This window comes from Arthrobacter bambusae, from assembly GCF_022606295.1.
Classification (GTDB): Bacteria; Actinomycetota; Actinomycetes; order Actinomycetales; family Micrococcaceae; genus Arthrobacter; species Arthrobacter bambusae_A.
The window spans coordinates 25,722-41,342 of the sequence record NZ_JAHHZS010000021.1 but is presented as its reverse complement, the minus strand read 5'-3'; the positions used below and the strand labels follow the sequence as shown (position 1 = coordinate 41,342).

At 62.7% G+C, this 15,621-nt stretch carries 14 protein-coding genes, 1 tRNA gene, 2 pseudogenes and 1 riboswitch; of the genes and pseudogenes, 10 read left to right on the top strand and 7 right to left on the bottom strand.

What is annotated here, in order from left to right:
• Positions 1-5 precede the first annotated feature (5 nt).
• The 3 genes from cpaB to KNN17_RS14975 all read right to left on the bottom strand — a co-directional run bounded on the left by cpaB (position 6) and on the right by KNN17_RS14975 (position 1,992).
• Positions 6-683, bottom strand: coding sequence for a Flp pilus assembly protein CpaB (gene cpaB, locus KNN17_RS14985; protein ID WP_241709805.1), 678 nt, complete (start codon positions 681-683; stop codon positions 6-8).
• Positions 684-944: 261 nt separating this feature from the next.
• A complete protein-coding gene (locus KNN17_RS14980) occupies positions 945-1,208 on the bottom strand; it encodes an FmdB family zinc ribbon protein (RefSeq protein WP_059387425.1) in 264 nt (87 codons plus the stop codon).
• A 178-nt stretch (positions 1,209-1,386) separates the two neighbouring features.
• Entirely contained in the window at positions 1,387-1,992 is a 606-nt protein-coding gene (locus KNN17_RS14975; protein ID WP_241709804.1) for a 5-formyltetrahydrofolate cyclo-ligase, read from the bottom strand.
• 117 nt (positions 1,993-2,109) lie between these two features.
• Between KNN17_RS14975 and galU the strand changes: the two genes are divergently transcribed.
• The 5 genes from galU to KNN17_RS14950 all read left to right on the top strand — a co-directional run bounded on the left by galU (position 2,110) and on the right by KNN17_RS14950 (position 5,587).
• On the top strand, positions 2,110-3,015 hold the full coding sequence (galU, locus tag KNN17_RS14970) for a UTP--glucose-1-phosphate uridylyltransferase GalU (RefSeq protein WP_078108149.1): 906 nt from the start codon (positions 2,110-2,112) through the stop codon (positions 3,013-3,015).
• Positions 3,016-3,069: 54 nt separating this feature from the next.
• Complete coding sequence (locus KNN17_RS14965) at positions 3,070-3,642, top strand: GNAT family N-acetyltransferase (RefSeq protein WP_171983522.1); 573 nt, start codon at positions 3,070-3,072, stop codon at positions 3,640-3,642.
• 308 nt (positions 3,643-3,950) lie between these two features.
• The gene (locus KNN17_RS14960; protein WP_308196819.1) at positions 3,951-4,676 is read left to right on the top strand and encodes a hypothetical protein; all 726 of its coding nucleotides are present in this window, start codon (positions 3,951-3,953) and stop codon (positions 4,674-4,676) included.
• 6 nt (positions 4,677-4,682) lie between these two features.
• Positions 4,683-5,483 carry an SDR family oxidoreductase gene (locus KNN17_RS14955; RefSeq protein ID WP_308196818.1) on the top strand — a complete coding sequence of 267 codons (801 nt, stop codon included), beginning with the start codon at positions 4,683-4,685 and terminating at the stop codon, positions 5,481-5,483.
• 31 nt (positions 5,484-5,514) lie between these two features.
• Positions 5,515-5,587 (top strand) — tRNA-Ala (locus KNN17_RS14950).
• A 193-nt stretch (positions 5,588-5,780) separates the two neighbouring features.
• Here KNN17_RS14950 and KNN17_RS14945 read toward each other — a convergent pair.
• The 3 genes and pseudogenes from KNN17_RS14945 to KNN17_RS14935 form a co-directional block, all read right to left on the bottom strand.
• Positions 5,781-5,972: pseudogene (locus KNN17_RS14945) on the bottom strand (L-serine ammonia-lyase, iron-sulfur-dependent, subunit alpha); the annotation flags it as partial.
• 66 nt (positions 5,973-6,038) lie between these two features.
• Positions 6,039-6,311, bottom strand: a pseudogene (locus KNN17_RS14940) (serine hydroxymethyltransferase); the annotation flags it as partial.
• Between the two features lie 115 nt (positions 6,312-6,426).
• Positions 6,427-6,527: riboswitch (glycine riboswitch) on the bottom strand.
• 99 nt (positions 6,528-6,626) lie between these two features.
• Positions 6,627-8,120, bottom strand: coding sequence for a PucR family transcriptional regulator (locus KNN17_RS14935; RefSeq protein ID WP_241709831.1), 1,494 nt, complete (start codon positions 8,118-8,120; stop codon positions 6,627-6,629).
• Between the two features lie 218 nt (positions 8,121-8,338).
• Between KNN17_RS14935 and speB the strand changes: the two genes are divergently transcribed.
• The 4 genes from speB to KNN17_RS14915 all read left to right on the top strand — a co-directional run bounded on the left by speB (position 8,339) and on the right by KNN17_RS14915 (position 13,731).
• Positions 8,339-9,343, top strand: coding sequence for an agmatinase (gene speB / locus KNN17_RS14930; RefSeq protein ID WP_078108213.1), 1,005 nt, complete (start codon positions 8,339-8,341; stop codon positions 9,341-9,343).
• Positions 9,340-10,797, top strand: coding sequence for a purine-cytosine permease family protein (locus KNN17_RS14925; RefSeq protein ID WP_078108214.1), 1,458 nt, complete (start codon positions 9,340-9,342; stop codon positions 10,795-10,797). The genes speB and KNN17_RS14925 overlap by 4 nt, the downstream gene beginning before the upstream one ends.
• Positions 10,798-10,874: 77 nt before the next feature.
• The gene (locus tag KNN17_RS14920; protein ID WP_241709802.1) at positions 10,875-12,407 is read left to right on the top strand and encodes an aldehyde dehydrogenase family protein; all 1,533 of its coding nucleotides are present in this window, start codon (positions 10,875-10,877) and stop codon (positions 12,405-12,407) included.
• A 28-nt stretch (positions 12,408-12,435) separates the two neighbouring features.
• A complete protein-coding gene (locus KNN17_RS14915; protein WP_241709801.1) occupies positions 12,436-13,731 on the top strand; it encodes a D-arabinono-1,4-lactone oxidase in 1,296 nt (431 codons plus the stop codon).
• A gap of 352 nt (positions 13,732-14,083) precedes the next feature.
• On the opposite strand, the gene KNN17_RS14910 is transcribed toward KNN17_RS14915, so the two are convergent.
• A complete protein-coding gene (locus KNN17_RS14910; protein ID WP_241709800.1) occupies positions 14,084-14,524 on the bottom strand; it encodes a VOC family protein in 441 nt (146 codons plus the stop codon).
• Between the two features lie 184 nt (positions 14,525-14,708).
• Here KNN17_RS14910 and KNN17_RS14905 point away from each other — a divergent pair, with 184 nt between their 5' ends.
• Positions 14,709-15,608, top strand: coding sequence for a phosphotransferase (locus KNN17_RS14905; protein ID WP_274619731.1), 900 nt, complete (start codon positions 14,709-14,711; stop codon positions 15,606-15,608).
• The last annotated feature ends 13 nt before the right edge of the window (positions 15,609-15,621 follow it).

Genomic DNA, 15,621 nt, shown 5'->3' with positions numbered 1-15,621 from the left:
TCGCATTACCGGTTACCTGGGGGACTGACGAGGACAAAGAACAGTTTCCCGCGTGTGGAAGCCCCGGCCAGGATTTCGGCCTGTTGCGGATTGGCAGCGACAACCACAAGGCCGTCCGCCTCGTTCGTGCCCAACCATTGGCCGGCCTTGCCTCCTTGCGCGGACGTCCACAAAACCGGGACCGCAGCCGCCAGGAGTTCTGATTTCCTGCCGGGCCCTTCGAACCCGTCGGCCGCAGTGAGCACAACGTTGACCAATTGGCCCGGCGAGATGAGTTGAATAGAAGCGGGATCGGCCATGCGCAGCGGAACGGCCGCCGTCGCGGGTGCGGTGCCGGTCAGCAGGCCGGGTCCCAGGATCTGCGCGTCTGTGGGGATCTGCCCCTTCTGCAGGGGCGAGGCGAGCTGCTTTCCCCTATAGGCAGTGCCGGGCGTGAGCGCCCCGGCTGGGATTCCGTCAGGAAGGACTTCGAGTGGTTTGAGGTCGGAATCCGTCAAGCTGGACCCCGCAGGAAGATCCCGCGCGGCGGCCAGGACGATGGCTCGCTGCTCCGAAGCAGGAGTCAATTGATGGACTGCGACCCCGACCGCCACGCATAGCAGGAGTGCCACCACGAGGCGACGGTTGCGGTTCAGCCAGCTAGCGAAGGTGCGGTGCTTGTACTGTCTCTTGGGAGGACCCAAGCGGCCTCCGGCTTTGGAGGGGAAACCCCGAAGACGGCGGGTGTGGGACGCGGCAATCGGCCCCGGCAGGCTATTGCGTGGAATCGATGAAGGCCTGGTTGGACCGAAGCCAGGCGATGCTGAACCGGGGCCTTGGGAAGCGTTCGGGGTTGCGGGCATGCTGCCACGCTAACCGGGCACTAAGGCGCATGGCAGGGCCTTAGTGAGCTATGTGGAAACGTTGAGCTATGTGGAAAACCGGGGGCAACTGGTACCCAGGAATCAGCTCGCGGCAGCCGCAGGAACGGACGCCGGAGCCGGAGATGCGGCAGGTGCCGCGGGAGCGGCCGAAACAGTACTTCCCTTGGAGTCCCGGGAGTCGGTGCGGTAGAAGCCCGATCCCTTGAAGACAACGCCCACGCTGTTGAACTTCTTGCGCAACGATCCTTGGCACTCAGGACAGTCGGACAGGGAGCTGTCCGTGAAAGCCTGAACGATGTCAAAGGCATGTCCGCAGTCTTTGCAGGCATAGGCGTAAGTGGGCACTGGTGATCCTCCTCCGGGACGAACTGCAGGTCCTGTGCTGCCGAGGCGGATTGTTCCGTCCATTAGCAGTCCCAGGGCCTGAGTGCCAATTCTATCATCCGGCGTCGGGACCGGTACTACGGAATATGGCGAAGCAGACAGGGGAATGTGGCGAAGCAGACAGGCCGGTAAAGCCTCATCATGCGGGCCGAACAAGCTGGACGATCCGATGTGGGGTGAGTGCCTCCGCCACCGGCTTGTCGAACGGTTCGGCCGGGATCGTCCCCGCAGGCAGTACTTCATGGTCGTAGACGACGGCCACAGTCGGCGGACGGTTCCCGTCGGCGTCGAGCTTGTCGAGGAGCCGGTCGTAGTAACCGCCCCCTTGGCCGATGCGGTTTCCACCCTCGTCGACGGCGGTGGCCGGCAGGAAGATTCCGGTCGCATCCTTGATGACGTCACTGTCGAAACGTTCGCCCACCGGCTCGTCGATCGGGGCATACTTTGAGCGGACAAAAGCGGTCTCCGGTGTCCAATAGACCCAGCTCAGACGCCGTTCCGGTTCGCAGACGGGAAGGAGGATCCTGTGCCCGGCCGCGTGGAGCGCAGCGAGCAAAGGCATTGTGGGCGGTTCGGCGGCCACTCCGAGATAGGCCGCGAAAGTCGCGGGTCTCCCATGGGCAACATCAGCCGCCCATGAAACGCCCCGGCGGGCAATCCCCGCTCCAGCCTCTGCGCGCTGTTGCCCGGTCAAGGAGAGCCGGCGCTTGCGGTGATCCCGGCGGATGTCGTCTTTCAAAGTCACTTTTGCTCCATTTCCCGCTGCTGTGCGGCTCAGGGATGGGGAAAGGAACGGTGTGCTCCTTTTGGCCGGCACGTTCCTTTTTGCCCATTGTCCAGTTACTTCCGTTAGATTAGTCCGGTGACTTCCAATAACTGCGCCGTCCGCAAGGCCGTTATCCCTGTAGCCGGACTCGGCACCAGGTTTCTGCCTGCCACTAAAGCCATGCCCAAAGAGATGCTCCCGGTAGTCGACAAACCGGCCATCCAATATGTTGTCGAAGAAGCTGTGAGCGTGGGACTCAATGACGTCCTCATGATCACAGGCCGCAACAAGCGTGCATTGGAAGACCACTTCGACCGGGTACCGGCTTTGGAAGCGACGCTGGAGGCCAAGGGAGACATCACCAAGCTGGACTCGGTGCAGGCCACGAGCAACCTCGGCGATATTCACTACGTCCGCCAGGGCGACCCCAAGGGGCTGGGACACGCAGTGTTGCGTGCAAAGCAGCACGTCGGGTACGAACCTTTCGCGGTTCTTCTCGGCGACGACCTCATCGACGCCCGGGACACGCTCCTCAGCGACATGATCGAGGTCCAGCACAAAACCGGTGGATCCGTTGTGGCCCTCATCGAAGTCGAGCCCTCCCAGATCAGCGCCTACGGCTGCGCGGACATCGAGGACATCGGTGAAGACGGCTACGTCCGCATCAAACAACTTGTCGAAAAGCCTGCTGCCGACGAAGCTCCGTCCAACCTGGCCGTGATCGGCCGGTACGTACTCCACCCCTCGGTGTTCGACGTTCTCGAGAAGACCGAACCGGGCCGTGGGGGAGAGATCCAACTGACGGACGCCCTTCAGGTCCTGGCTGCCGGCGAGGGTGAGGGCAGCGGCGTCTACGGAGTCGTCTTCCGTGGCCGTCGCTACGACACCGGAGACAAGCTCAGCTACCTCAAAGCCTGCGTCCAGCTCGCATGCGACAGCGAAGACCTCGGGCCTGGACTGCGGGAGTGGCTGCCGGGCTTTGCCGCCGGCCTCAGCAAGTAGGTCCTTGTGTGGGGGTCGGCCATATGGCCGGTGACGCTCGAATGCGGCGACCTCATGTTGCGTCCCATTCACTACCGGGACAAGAAGGAATGGACCGAGGTCCGCTCACGCAACAGTGATTGGCTGGCGCCTTGGGAAGCCTCCAACCCGGCCCCGGGTGGTCGCCTTCCCAACTACCGGCAGATGGTGGCTTCCCTCAACGCCCAGGCCCGGCAAGCGAGTGCGCTCCCCTTTGTGATCACGGAGCGTATTCCTGGATTCCAGGAGCCTAGGATCGTAGGGCAGTTGACGGTCTCTTCGATCATGTGGGGATCGGCGATGACGGCCACGCTTGGCTACTGGGTGGACCAGGCCCGGGCCGGCCGCGGAATAGCTCCCACTGCGGTTGCCATGGCCACCGACCATTGCTTCAAAGCCCTTGGCTTGCACCGGATGGAGATCAACATCAGGCCGGAGAACGGGCCGAGCCTGCGAGTTGTCGAGAAGTTGGGATTCCGCGACGAAGGGCGCCGCGAGCGTTTCCTTCACATCAACGGAGAATGGGCTGACCATCGAAGCTTTGCGTTGACCTCGGAAGAGGTCCCCGGAGGCTTGCTGGCCGCTTGGCTTCGGCACGGAGCCAACTAGCCGCTTTCGGCGAATAAGGGTCATAAGTCCATTGATTTGCCGACTCTCCGACGACACACCGTTGGCAATGCGGTGGCCTCCGGCTATTTGCTTCTACGGTTTTGATTGTGGACTTCCCTCTCAGCAGCTCGGTGATATTGGTCATTGCTGTCGCGCTGTGGATCGTTTGGGTTGCGCCATACATACTCCGGAATCGTCGCCAGCACATCCAGATGGCCGGTGACTTCCCAACAGATGTTATTGACGAAGACGCTCATGAACTGCAAGCCGGGGTGGTTCTGTCAATCACCCCTCGGCAGGAGAAAGCAATGGAAACCATGCAGAGCACCGCAACCGCATTGCCCGAGGTATCGGCCGGCGCCGGCGAACGGCGTGATGCTGCATCGGAAACAGCGGTCTTCAAAGTCAGATACGGGCGCTGTGCCCTTGCCCTTGCCGCCGTTCTCCTCCTGCTCGCGGCTGCCGTTTCCGGCGTCCTCCGCATTCTTGGCCTCGTTTCCGCGTGGCTGCCGCTGGGATGCATAGTGGGCGTGGTCGCGACCGTCTTCCTGCTTCGCCGACTGGCCATCCGGGACCGCAGGGCGAAGATGAACAAGGCCTTCCGGAACGCGATGGCCCCTCCAGCCGAGAGTCCCCGCGCAAGCGCTCCTGCAACGGACCGTCCGGCGACCAAGATTTTCGACGCCGAAGCCCACGCCCGTGAAGCGACGCGACTGACCGCCGTCGAACTTCGTCAAGCCGCCCTCAATGTTGCTGTCGCCGCCGGCGACAACACAGTCCGGTTTACAGCGGAATCCAAGGAAGCTGAATGGCAGCCCGTGGACGTCCCCAAACCAACATACGTCGATGCCGCCAAGGCGCCGCGGCCCGCCCCCGAGCCCCTCGACCTGCCTGAGGCTCCCAAGCCCCTCGGCAAGCCGACGTTGAAGCCAGCCAGCGCACCGTCCGTGGGCGCGTCGGTCCAGGCGCAGCACGGCAAGCCCCAGAGCGGCCTCAGCAACCTCGACGACGTCTTGCAGCGCCGCCGGGCATAACCTCCAGTGACTACCGTCTGCGTGGCAGGTGGCACGGGACAAGTGGGCCGTGAAGTCGTCCGTTTGGCGCTCGACGCCGGGCTCGACGTGACGGTGCTGAGCCGCCGCCCGCCGTCGGGCGCGTCACCAGTCCATCGCGACGGCGCGCGCTACTTTCAGGCTGACGTCACCACCAGTGCCGGGCTGGCCGAAGCCCTGCAGGGGGCCGATGTGGTGATCGATTGCTTGGAAGGGCAATTCGGAAAAGCGCGGAGGAAATTCGCCGACGGCGGCGCGCGCCTGCTCGCCGCAGCCACCGTTGCCGGAGTCCGTAAGGCCGTTCTCCTCTCGATCATCAATTGCGACCAGAGCAGCGCGGCGTTTTATGTCTCCAAAGCAGACAAGGAGCGGGTCTACGCACTCTCGTCGCTGGAGACGGTTGTTGTGCGGGCCACCCAATTCCACAGCCTCGTGACGGCGGTTTTCCAGGCGGGCTCGAAAGTCCGCCTCATCCCGGTCTTCAAGGGTGCGCGCTTTCAAACGATTTCGCCGGCGAATGTGGCGTCCGAGTTGCTTGCCGAGGCGTTGCGGGAGCCTTCAGAAGAGCGGCACCGGAGGCGAACCATCGGCGGACCGGACATCCGGTCCATGCGCGAACTTGCTGAGATCTGGCGCAAGGCGTCGGGCCGTGCCGGGCTTCTCGTGGAGGTGCCGTTGCCGGGGGAGATGGGCAGATATCTTCGGAAGGGGCTGAATCTGGTCCCAAGCCAGCGGACCGGGACAGACACGTTCGAGTCGTGGTTGGCAAAGCGCGAAGATAGTTTGTAGCCTAGGGACACTGGCAATGCACAGTTGACCAGGGGCTATAGCTCAGTTGGTAGAGCGCTTCGTTCGCATCGAAGAGGTCAGGAGTTCGAATCTCCTTAGCTCCACAGTGAAGGCCCTCCCACCTGCGGAAACGTTGGGCAGGAGGGTCTTCGTTGTTGCTGGGGTTGCGAAATCACTAACCTGGCACTGACATGGGTCCCGGATTGAGACGGGCTCCGGTGGTTCTGCCCCTTTCGGCCCGTCGAGCCCTTCCCCCTGTTCGGGTGTGAGGAAGCGCAGCGCGTTGGGTGAGGCCCGGTTGTGTTCCATTGCGATCTCGGCAACGTTCTTCACCTGTCCCGGCGAGCCGCCCATGACTTCGGCCAAGCCGGCGGCGGCCATTGAGGAAGCGGAGCCGGCCTCGCCCTGGCAGCCCACTTCGGCGCCGGAGATCGAGGCCTGCTCCTTGTAGAGCACTCCGACGGCGCCCGCGGCAAGCAGGAACTTCAGGGATTTAATGTTGAGGTGACCAGCAGGCCCCTTCGGACCCGACGGGCGTACCGAGCCGATCCCGGACTACGCTAGGTTCGCGACGCCGGGGTAGAGCGGGTGCGCGGCGGCGAGTGCCTCCACGCGGTGACGCAGGCCGGAGAGGTCGGCGTCGGCGATCAGTGCTTCGGCGATGATGTCCGCAACTTCGCGGAACGCCGCTTCACCGAAGCCGCGGGTTGCCAGTGCCGGGGTGCCGATCCGCAGGCCGGAGGTCACCATCGGCGGACGCGGGTCGAACGGAACCGCGTTGCGGTTGACGGTGATGTCGATCGCGGCGAGGCGGTCCTCGGCTAATTGGGTTCCTCCCCGCTCTGTATCGGACCTGAGAGATTCCGCAGAACGCATTGTCGCGTTGTGTTCGGCTTGCACCGTCGGTGAGCCGGACCGAAGCCTGGCTGCTTTCCAGAGTCGCCTCGCCGCGGCGGTACGGGGGCCTGAGAGATTCCTGGGGAGGATTTGCTCCTACGGCGCCTGCCCGGTTGATGGCTGGGAGGACTCTCCCGCCACGGTTCGAAAGGCATATTCAGATTTGGGGTGATTTGGCTCACACCATACACACAACGTCAGTGCCGGGGCAACATCTGCTTGCGGACATTGCTATCGGCAGCGGGTTTACTTGTGCATGGCCTCATGGATCTGGAGCGCAAACCAAAGCTGGGCCAACGTGGAGGTTTCGGTCATGTCGAGCCCCGTCAATTCGCTGATTTTCCGGATGCGGTAGATGATGGTTTGGCGATGGGCGAAGAGCGCCGCGGCAGTCTTTTGCCACGACCTCTGAGTGTCCAAGTAGGTCTTCAAAGTCACGATGAGATCGCCTTCCTGGCTCTGTTCATACGTGAAGATCGGGCCGAGCAGCCGCTGTACCAACGCCGTGCCCTCCTCGAAACTCGTGAGCCCCAGCCAGGAGGGCCCCTCGGCGTAACGGGTCAGGCTTACGGCATTGCCTTTCGCTGAACCGAGCGCCCACAGCGATTCCTGGAGTGCGCGTTGGACGCCCCCGGCAGACGTAGGCGAGCTGATGCCAATCCGGACCCCGGGCCCCGCGCAGTGGATCAAAACGTCATCCGTCACCCCCGCGGTTACTGCCACATGAAGGGTGTTGAGACGCCGCAGGCAAGCGACCTGAAGTCCGTGGCGCCACAGTTCCACGTGAATGTTCGCCAGCCGCTCGCCGTCGTCGGCCCCTATCGAAACCACCACGAAATTCTGCGCGGAAATCTCAAAATGGCCGAGCCTGATCTCCAGTTCCGCGATCCCGAGGCGCCCATCGAACGCCTGCAGGAGGAATTCGCCTGCTAGGTGGTGCCGCCCTTCCAGGGACAGGGCCGTTCGCGAGAGTTCCAGTCCCAGCACCGTCGCCGCATGCAGAAGCACGACGGCGTCAGGGTGCGGATCGCTTTTCGGCAGCACCACCAGGACCGCATTGGCGTGGGTGGGGATGTCCATCATCAACACGTGTCGGTCCCGAAGCCGATGCCATTGGAACTTCCTTCCGGTCATGGGTATATGTCCCGTCAGGGGGGCCAATTCCGCTTGCAGGAAGTCCGGCAACGGCTCACCATCCGGGTGCCAGGGATGGAGGCATCGCCGGTCCACGACGAAAAGCTCCGCATTGAGCTCAGCCGCGAGTCCTTGGAGAAGGCCTTGCCAGTGGTCCTCAATTGTTCCCGCCGTACGAAGCAAGTCATACACCCGTGCGGTCTGACGCAGGCGTCGCGATTCCTCCAAAAGGGAAGCTTCAGCCACGGTTCGCGCGATAGCGATGAAGGGCAATGGATACGGAATGCTAATCAGCGGCAGCGGCAACTGCTCGCAGGCCGCCAGGAACTCCGGCAGCAGCTCCGGAGCATGCATCTTTTCCCCGATGGCAAGGGCACTGGCACCTGCATCGACGAGCGCCTCGGCGAGCGCAACTTGGCCTTGGGGGTCGGCGGGGATGGACAGGCCATTGGTCATCATCAGTTCGCCGCCGGTGACCCATTCCCACAGCCTCGGCAGGTCGGAGGTGTGTGCCCAAGTGATCCGGTTGTCCCTACCCGCCGACCCGGCCAAAAACGTGAGTCCAAGCTGAGGTTCCGCCACGAGCTCAGCCACAGTAATCGCCATGAAAATGCGCTCCCAAATCGTTGGTTTCCGGCCGATTTCAGAGTGCTTAGACATTTGTATAAGAGCCTCGGCCATTTGTAGTCAATCTACCGCTATACGTCGTGATGCACGTCACTAAGAATTGGATTACCTACTTCCCGCTCAAAGGCGAGCACCCCCACCTCCCAACATCGCTGCCAGCGTCGCCGCCCGGCAGCAAGCTACCGAAGGATCCTGGCATGACAACGCATCAGCCCATCGGCCCCGTCGACGCAACAAAAGTTCCCCGGTATGCGGGCCTCGGCACTTTCGCCAGGCTTCCCCAAATCGACCGCGTCCCGGACTACGACATTGCGATCGTCGGCGTACCGTTCGACGGCGGAACGTCCTTCCGGCCCGGCGCCCGTTTCGGTCCTGCCGCGGTCCGCGAAGCCTCCCGGCTTCTGCGTCCCGGGTACCATCCGGAATTGGACGTTGAGCCCGTCAACGAAGTCCAGGTTGTGGACGCCGGCGACATCGCCTGCACCCCCTACGACATCGCACGGGCCGTCCGTGAAATCGAAGAGCAGGCACTGCCCCTGATTAGTGAGGACAAGAAGCTCATCTCGATCGGTGGCGACCACACCATCGCCCTCCCGATGCTCAGGGCCCTGAACAAAGTCCACGGACCGGTCGCGTTGCTGCACTTCGATGCCCACCTGGATACATGGGACACCTACTTCGACCAGCCGGTCACACACGGAACCATCTTCCGGCGGGCGTTCGAGGAAGGCCTCCTCGTGGAAGATAGGTCCATGCACGTCGGAATCCGCGGGCCGGTCTATGACCGCAACGATTTCCTCCGCGACCATGAATTCGGATTCCAGATCATCCGCTGCTCGGACCTGGACGTCATAGGCGTTCCCGCCGCCATTGCTCGGGTCAAGGAGCGGCTCGGCGACACCCCGGTCTACGTCTCCATCGACATCGACGTCCTGGACCCCTCCTATGCGCCGGGCACCGGCACCCCTGAGATGGGCGGACTCCACTCCCGGGAGCTGCTGGCCCTGCTCCGCGGACTGGATGGCATTAACATCGTCGGTGCCGACGTCGTCGAGGTCGCGCCGGCCTACGACCATGCAGACATCACCTCGGTGGCCGCGGCCACCCTTGTCTTCGACCTCCTCGCGCTGATGGTGAATCGCGGCAAGGCCGAAACGTCCGCTGTCCGTCAATTGCAAGCAGCATCCTGGACCGCATCATGAGCACCCGAAGCAATCCCGCCGCTGTCACCGAAGTGCCCAGACTCGAAGACAAAACCATTCAGCCCATCCCGTTGAACGAACGCCACGGAAAAGCGCGGGACCTCTTCACCATCTGGTTCGGGTCCAACATCATGATCATGACCATCGTTACCGGCGGACTCGCCACGACGGTGTTCGGGCTAAGCTTTGTGCCTGCCATCGTGGGAATCATCCTCGGAAACGTCATCGGTGGCATCTTCATGGCGCTGCACTCCGCCCAAGGACCGCAATTGGGCGTGGCACAGATGATCCAGACCCGCGGCCAATTCGGCTCCTTCGGAGCACTACTGATCGTTGTCATCGTGGTGATCATGTACGTCGGATTCTTCGCCGCGAACCTGGTCTTTGGCGGCGAGGCAATGGCCGCAGTCAGCCCGGACATCAGTGTTGACGCGGGCATCATCATCATCGGCGTCGTGAGCGTTGTTGCCACGATTTTCGGCTACCGGCTCATTCACGCCTACGCTCGGTTCCTCAGCATCGTGGCTGGTTTGGCGTTGCTTCTGGCCTTCGTCTGGATCATGTTCGTCCACGGGCTGCCTGCCACTTTCCTCTACCAGGGAAACTTCAACTGGGTCGGCTTCATGGCCACCGTCTCCGTATCCGCCTTGTGGCAGCTCGCCTACGCTCCGTACGTCTCGGACTACTCCCGCTACATGCCGCAAGGCACCGGCTCGGGTCCGGCGTTCTGGGCCTCCTACTCAGGCTGCGTCCTGGGCACGCTCTTCCCGATGATCCTGGGCGCCCTGGTGGGAACCTTGGCGGTCACGATGGGCGCAGACGCCGGCAACGTCGAAATCGTCGGCAGCATGGGAGCGTTGCTCCAGCCATGGACCCTGGCAGTCGTGGGAATCTTCTGCCTCGGCGTTGCAGCCTCGAACGCCATGAATCTCTACTGCGGCGTGCTGTGCAGCCTCACTATTGGCCAGACGTTCAAGCCGAACTGGCTGCCCCGCGCCAAGACCCGAAGCGTTGCGGCAATCATCCTCTTTACCTTCGCACTCCTGATCTCGCTGTTCGCACGCGACAATTTCATCCTGTTTTACACCAACTTCCTTTCCTTCCTGATGTACGTGCTGGTTCCCTGGACGGCCATCAACCTGGTCGACTACTACCTTCTCCGGCACGGCGACTACAGGGTTGAAGACTTCTTCAAGCGCGACGGCGGAGTGTACGGGCGCTTCAACTGGGTGGCCATCGGAGCCTACGTGGCAGGCGCCCTGGTCCAGCTTCCTTTCTCGGCAACAGCGATCTACACCGGGCCCGTCGCAGCGGCAATGGGTGGCGTGGACCTCTCATGGATCGTTGGCCTCGTTGTGGTTGCCCCGCTCTACTACGTCGCGGCACGCGTGTTCCGGAAGAAGGCCGAGGCCACAACGTTCCAGGCCCCCGTACTCGCAAGCGACTTGGTCTGACGCACCGCAGACCATCCGCCTGTACTTCCCATAAACTCCCGACGCCACGACCGGCGCTAGAAAACAAGGGCAAAATCATGACACTCATCAACACCGAACAGTTCATCGTCCGCCGCGTGAGCGAAGACAGCAGCTCCCCTGCAGCCCACCACGCCTCGGGCATCGTGCCATTGCCTCTGCCGCCCGGCGGGCACTTCATTGGAGGATCGTTTGTTCCGGGCACCTCTACCCACCTCATCGACGTCGTAGATCCCGCCACTGGACTGGTCATCGCCTCCGTGCAGGCCGGCACAGCCGCGGACGTTGACGTTGCTGTTGAAGCCGCCGTGGCTGCCCAGAAATCCTGGGGCGCCACCACGCCGAAGGAGCGGTCCGAGGTCTTGAACATGATCGCCAACATCATTGAAGCCAACCGTGAAGTCTTCGAAATCATCGAGTCCGCCAACACCGGCAAGCCGCGAACCGTTGCTGAGGACGATGTCTCCAGCACTATTGATACTTTCCGTTTCATGGCCGGAGCATCCCGCACGCTGACGTCCATGGCTGGCGGGGACTATGCGACCGGGCACACCTCGGTGATCCTCAGGGAGCCCGTGGGCGTGGTTGGCGTCATCACCCCGTGGAACTACCCGTTGCTGATGGCTGCCTGGAAGATCGCGCCCATCCTGGCCGCCGGAAACAGCATCGTCCTCAAGCCGTCGGAGCAGACACCGCTCTCGACGCTAAAGCTCGCGGAACTCCTGGCCGGACGTATTCCGGACGGAATCCTCAATGTTGTGACGGGACAGGGCCGGACCGTCGGACAGCGGATTTCCGAACACCCTGACGTTGCCCTCGTCGCCTTGACGGGGAGCGTTGTCAGCGGGCAGGCCGTCGCGGAGACCGCGGCCAAATCGGTCAAGCGTGTTCATCTGGAACTCGGCGGCAAGGCTCCGGTTGTTGTGTTTGCAGACGCGGACCTCCGTGCTGCCGCCGCCGGCGTGCGAAACGCCGGGTACTGGAATGCCGGGCAGGACTGTGGCGCTGCGTGCCGCGTACTTGTGCACGAGTCGGTGGCTGCCGAGTTCACGGAACATTTGGTGCGTGAAGTCAGCACCCTGGTGGTCGGCGCTCCGGGGGCAGGGGACGACGTGGAAATCGGTCCCATGATTTCCCACCCGCACTTCGAACGAGTCAAGGAATCGCTGGCCGAGGCTAAAGCCGCCGGCCTGCACATAGCCATCGGAGGTTCTGCCCTCGAAGGACCCGGCTACTTCATCGAACCCACGGTCATCAGCAACGTGCCGGCCGGGGCGCCTATCGCCACCCACGAGATCTTTGGTCCCGTGGTCACGGTCGAGACTTTCACTTCCACCGATGAAGCCATTGCACGGGCAAACGAGAGTCCCTACGGACTGTCTGCCTCGGTATGGACCCGGGATTCAAGCCTCTCCTTGAGCGTTCCAAAGCAACTCGACTTCGGTACGGTCTGGGTAAATTCACACTTGGTGTTGGCTTGCGAGGTACCGTGGGGCGGATTCAAGGGATCCGGCTACGGCCGGGACCTCTCGCTTTACGCCCTGGACGATTACTCCCGCACCAAGCACCTTATGATCAACCACGGCGCATGAGCGTTCAGACAAGCAACGGAGCTTAGCAATGACCACCGCGAACCTTCCCGGCACATCAGTCTCGTCGCGCGCGGCCACCCCGCCGGCCCCTTTCGGAACAGACGTCACCTGGACCAATTGGGGCGGGAACCAAAGCGCCACGCCGGCCTTCACCGTCCGGCCGCGGACTGAACAAGAAGCGCTCGACGCCGTTCGTTTCGCGATCCGCGAAGGCTTGCCCGTGCGGGCGGTCGGCTCAGGGCATTCGTCCTCACCGCTGGTCCAGACGGGGGGCGTCCTGATGGACATGTCCGCACTGTCGGGCATCACCGGAACCGACCCTGTCCGGCGTCGCGCCAGGGCCCTTGCAGGCACCACGATCAATGCCTTCGGCGATCCATTGTGGGAGCAAGGCCTCGCGCTGAGCAACCAGGGAGACATCGACAAACAGCAGATTGCTGGGGCGCTTTCAACCAGCACCCACGGTTCCGGGAAGGACCTGGGTAGCTTCTCCTCAAGCCTTCGTTGGGTGAAGCTGATCAATGGTTACGGCGAGATCGTCGAAATCGGCGAGGGGCAGCTCCGCGAACTCAGGGCAGCCCAGGTGGCTTTGGGTACCCTGGGGATCTTCCTTGAGGTGGAGTTGGCGGTTGAGGAGCGCTACTACCTGCAAGAACAAATCACCTATCCCACGTGGGCGGAGACCAAGGCAACGTGGCAGTCCGACATCGACGAGAACCGCCATTACTCGTTCCTCTGGTGCCCGGAAGAAGGTTCGTGCGAGCTCTTGGACCTCCCGGGCGCGCCGGGCCTTAGCATGGCAAACCGCAGCTACACCAAACGGTACAATATCGCGCAGATCCAGGACGAGGGCGAAATTTCGGGTACGGAAGGTGCCCGGCTCGACCGTTCGTACCGGATTTACCCGGGCGGATTCACCACGCCGTTCCATGAACTCGAGTACTTTGTGCCGAGCGAAGTCGGACTGGCCGCCGTCGAGGCCGTCCAGGACCTGATCCGAACCAAACACCCTGACCAAAAATACCCCGTGGAGGTTCGCTGGGTGAAGGCCGATGAAGGCTACATGTCCCAGTTCCAGGGACGTGACACCACCGTCATCACCCTGACCACCGAACCCGGGACCGACTACTGGCAGTTCTTCCGCGATGCCGATACGGTGCTGCAGGAATTCGAGCCACGAGCGCACTGGGGAAAGATCCACTTTATGACCAGGAGCCGCTTGGAACGCCTCTACCCGGAGCTGGACACCTTCATCCAGATACGTCGCGAGTTCGATCCGCGCGGCATATTCCTCAACGACCACACCCGCGCCCTTGTAAGTTAATTGGCCGCCCCTGAAGGTCCGCCGCGTAAACGCCCACTATCGGGAGTAGAGGGGTCGGTGTTGCGTTAGGGTGGGACACGAAGGCCTCCTGGGTGAGCAGCGGTTCTTAGACAGCTCCACTCCACCCCGGGAGGCCTTCGTCATGGCGGAAATCTATGCCGTGTTCTCACACGACTTCAACCAATGTCCCTGGGTGGGCAGTACGTCTGGCCGCTACGTCGGCATCGCGTCACGCTACGCAATTTTTTGGGCCCCGGGCTCTTCCGAAACCCCGGAATCCCGGGCTTGATGTCTCTCGGGAGCGTCAAAAACCTGCTCGGCGTGACACGGTTCCTCCTCAGGCCCACCTCCTTCAGCTCAGCCGCTCCGCCAGGGACACGATGATTCCCTCCGGACCGCGCACGTAGGCCATTCGCCAGGCACCCTCGTACTGGCCGATGCCACCGACCAGCCCATACCCCTCCGCAGCCAGCCGATCGACCCGCGCCTGAAGATCGTCGACTTCGAAGGACAAGCTGCGCAGTCCGAGTTCGTTGGCCATGGCGGCAGGCGATCCCGGCTGGGGGTCCGGCCTGACGAAGCTGGAAAGCTCCACGCCGGTTCCTCCGTCAGATGTTCTCAACATGACGATCTCCGTACGGGAATCCGGGATCGCTGTGACCGTGTCAATGAAATCGCCCTCCACGAACGTCCGGCCTTCGACTTCGAGCCCGAGTCCGACGAAGAACGCCGTCACCTTATTGAGGTCCCGAACCGTGACACCGACATGGTCGAACCGCATGATGCGCGACATGGGAAAAGCCTCCAGATCTTCGTTTGCGCGGCCCCGGAGGAGCCCACAGCGGACTCTACGGCGGATTCACGTGGAGAGAAAGAACTCTGTTCAGGGTGGGGATACTGTTCCGCCCGACTGCGGGAGGAGTTTCGGCACGCTCACCGGTGAGTGGGCGCCCCGTGCGTAGGCTGGGGGAGTGGCCATGCATAAGAGTCAGCTCAGTCTGGACCGGTCTGAAGCAGTGCGGTTGGTGCGAGGGCTTTTTCCTTCGTTCACCGAATCGGAGGTCACAGCGGTCGAGAGTACCGGGACGGTCAACTACCTGTATCGGGTGGGAACCCGCACCGCCGTCAGGTTCCCGATGCAAGGCGGCGACGCTCGCGAAGTCCGTGCAGTCCTCCTAGCGGAACACGCCGCAATGCTCGAGTTCGCCGCAGCGAGCATGGTGCCGTCTCCGTTGCCAGTTGCGATTGGTGACCCCGGCAGGGATTATCCATTGCCGTGGTCTGTCCAAACGTGGATCGAGGGCGAGATTGCGACCCCAGGCTCGGTCGCGTCATCCACATCGTTCGCGTTGGACGTCGCAGCGCTCATCGGGAGCCTTCGGCAGGCGGATACTAAGGGTCGCTCATTTTCCGGCGAGGGCCGCGGTGGGGAACTGACAGCGCACGACGGGTGGATCGCGCATTGCCTGCAACGAAGCGAAGGACTCTTGCCGGTGGATCGGCTCCGCCGGGCCTGGGGATCGTTCAGATCACTGCCTCGTCTAGGTGACGATGTGATGTGCCATAAGGATCTCATTCCCGGAAATGTGGTCCTTAGGGACGGTCGCCTCGCGGGGATCCTGGACACTGGTGGCTTCGGCCCTGCTGACCCGGCGCTCGACCTCGTTGCCGCCTGGCACATGCTCGACTTCTCACGACGGGAAACCCTGCGAACCAGCCTCGCGATCGGGGACCTTGAGTGGAGGCGGGGCGCCGCTTGGGCCTACCAGCAGGCAATCGGGCTCGTCTGGTACTATGCCGAATCGAATCCGACAATGAGCGCACTTGGGCGGAGCACGCTGATTCGCCTGCTCACGGATCCGATCCTGGGGTTGTAGAACGGATGCCGCC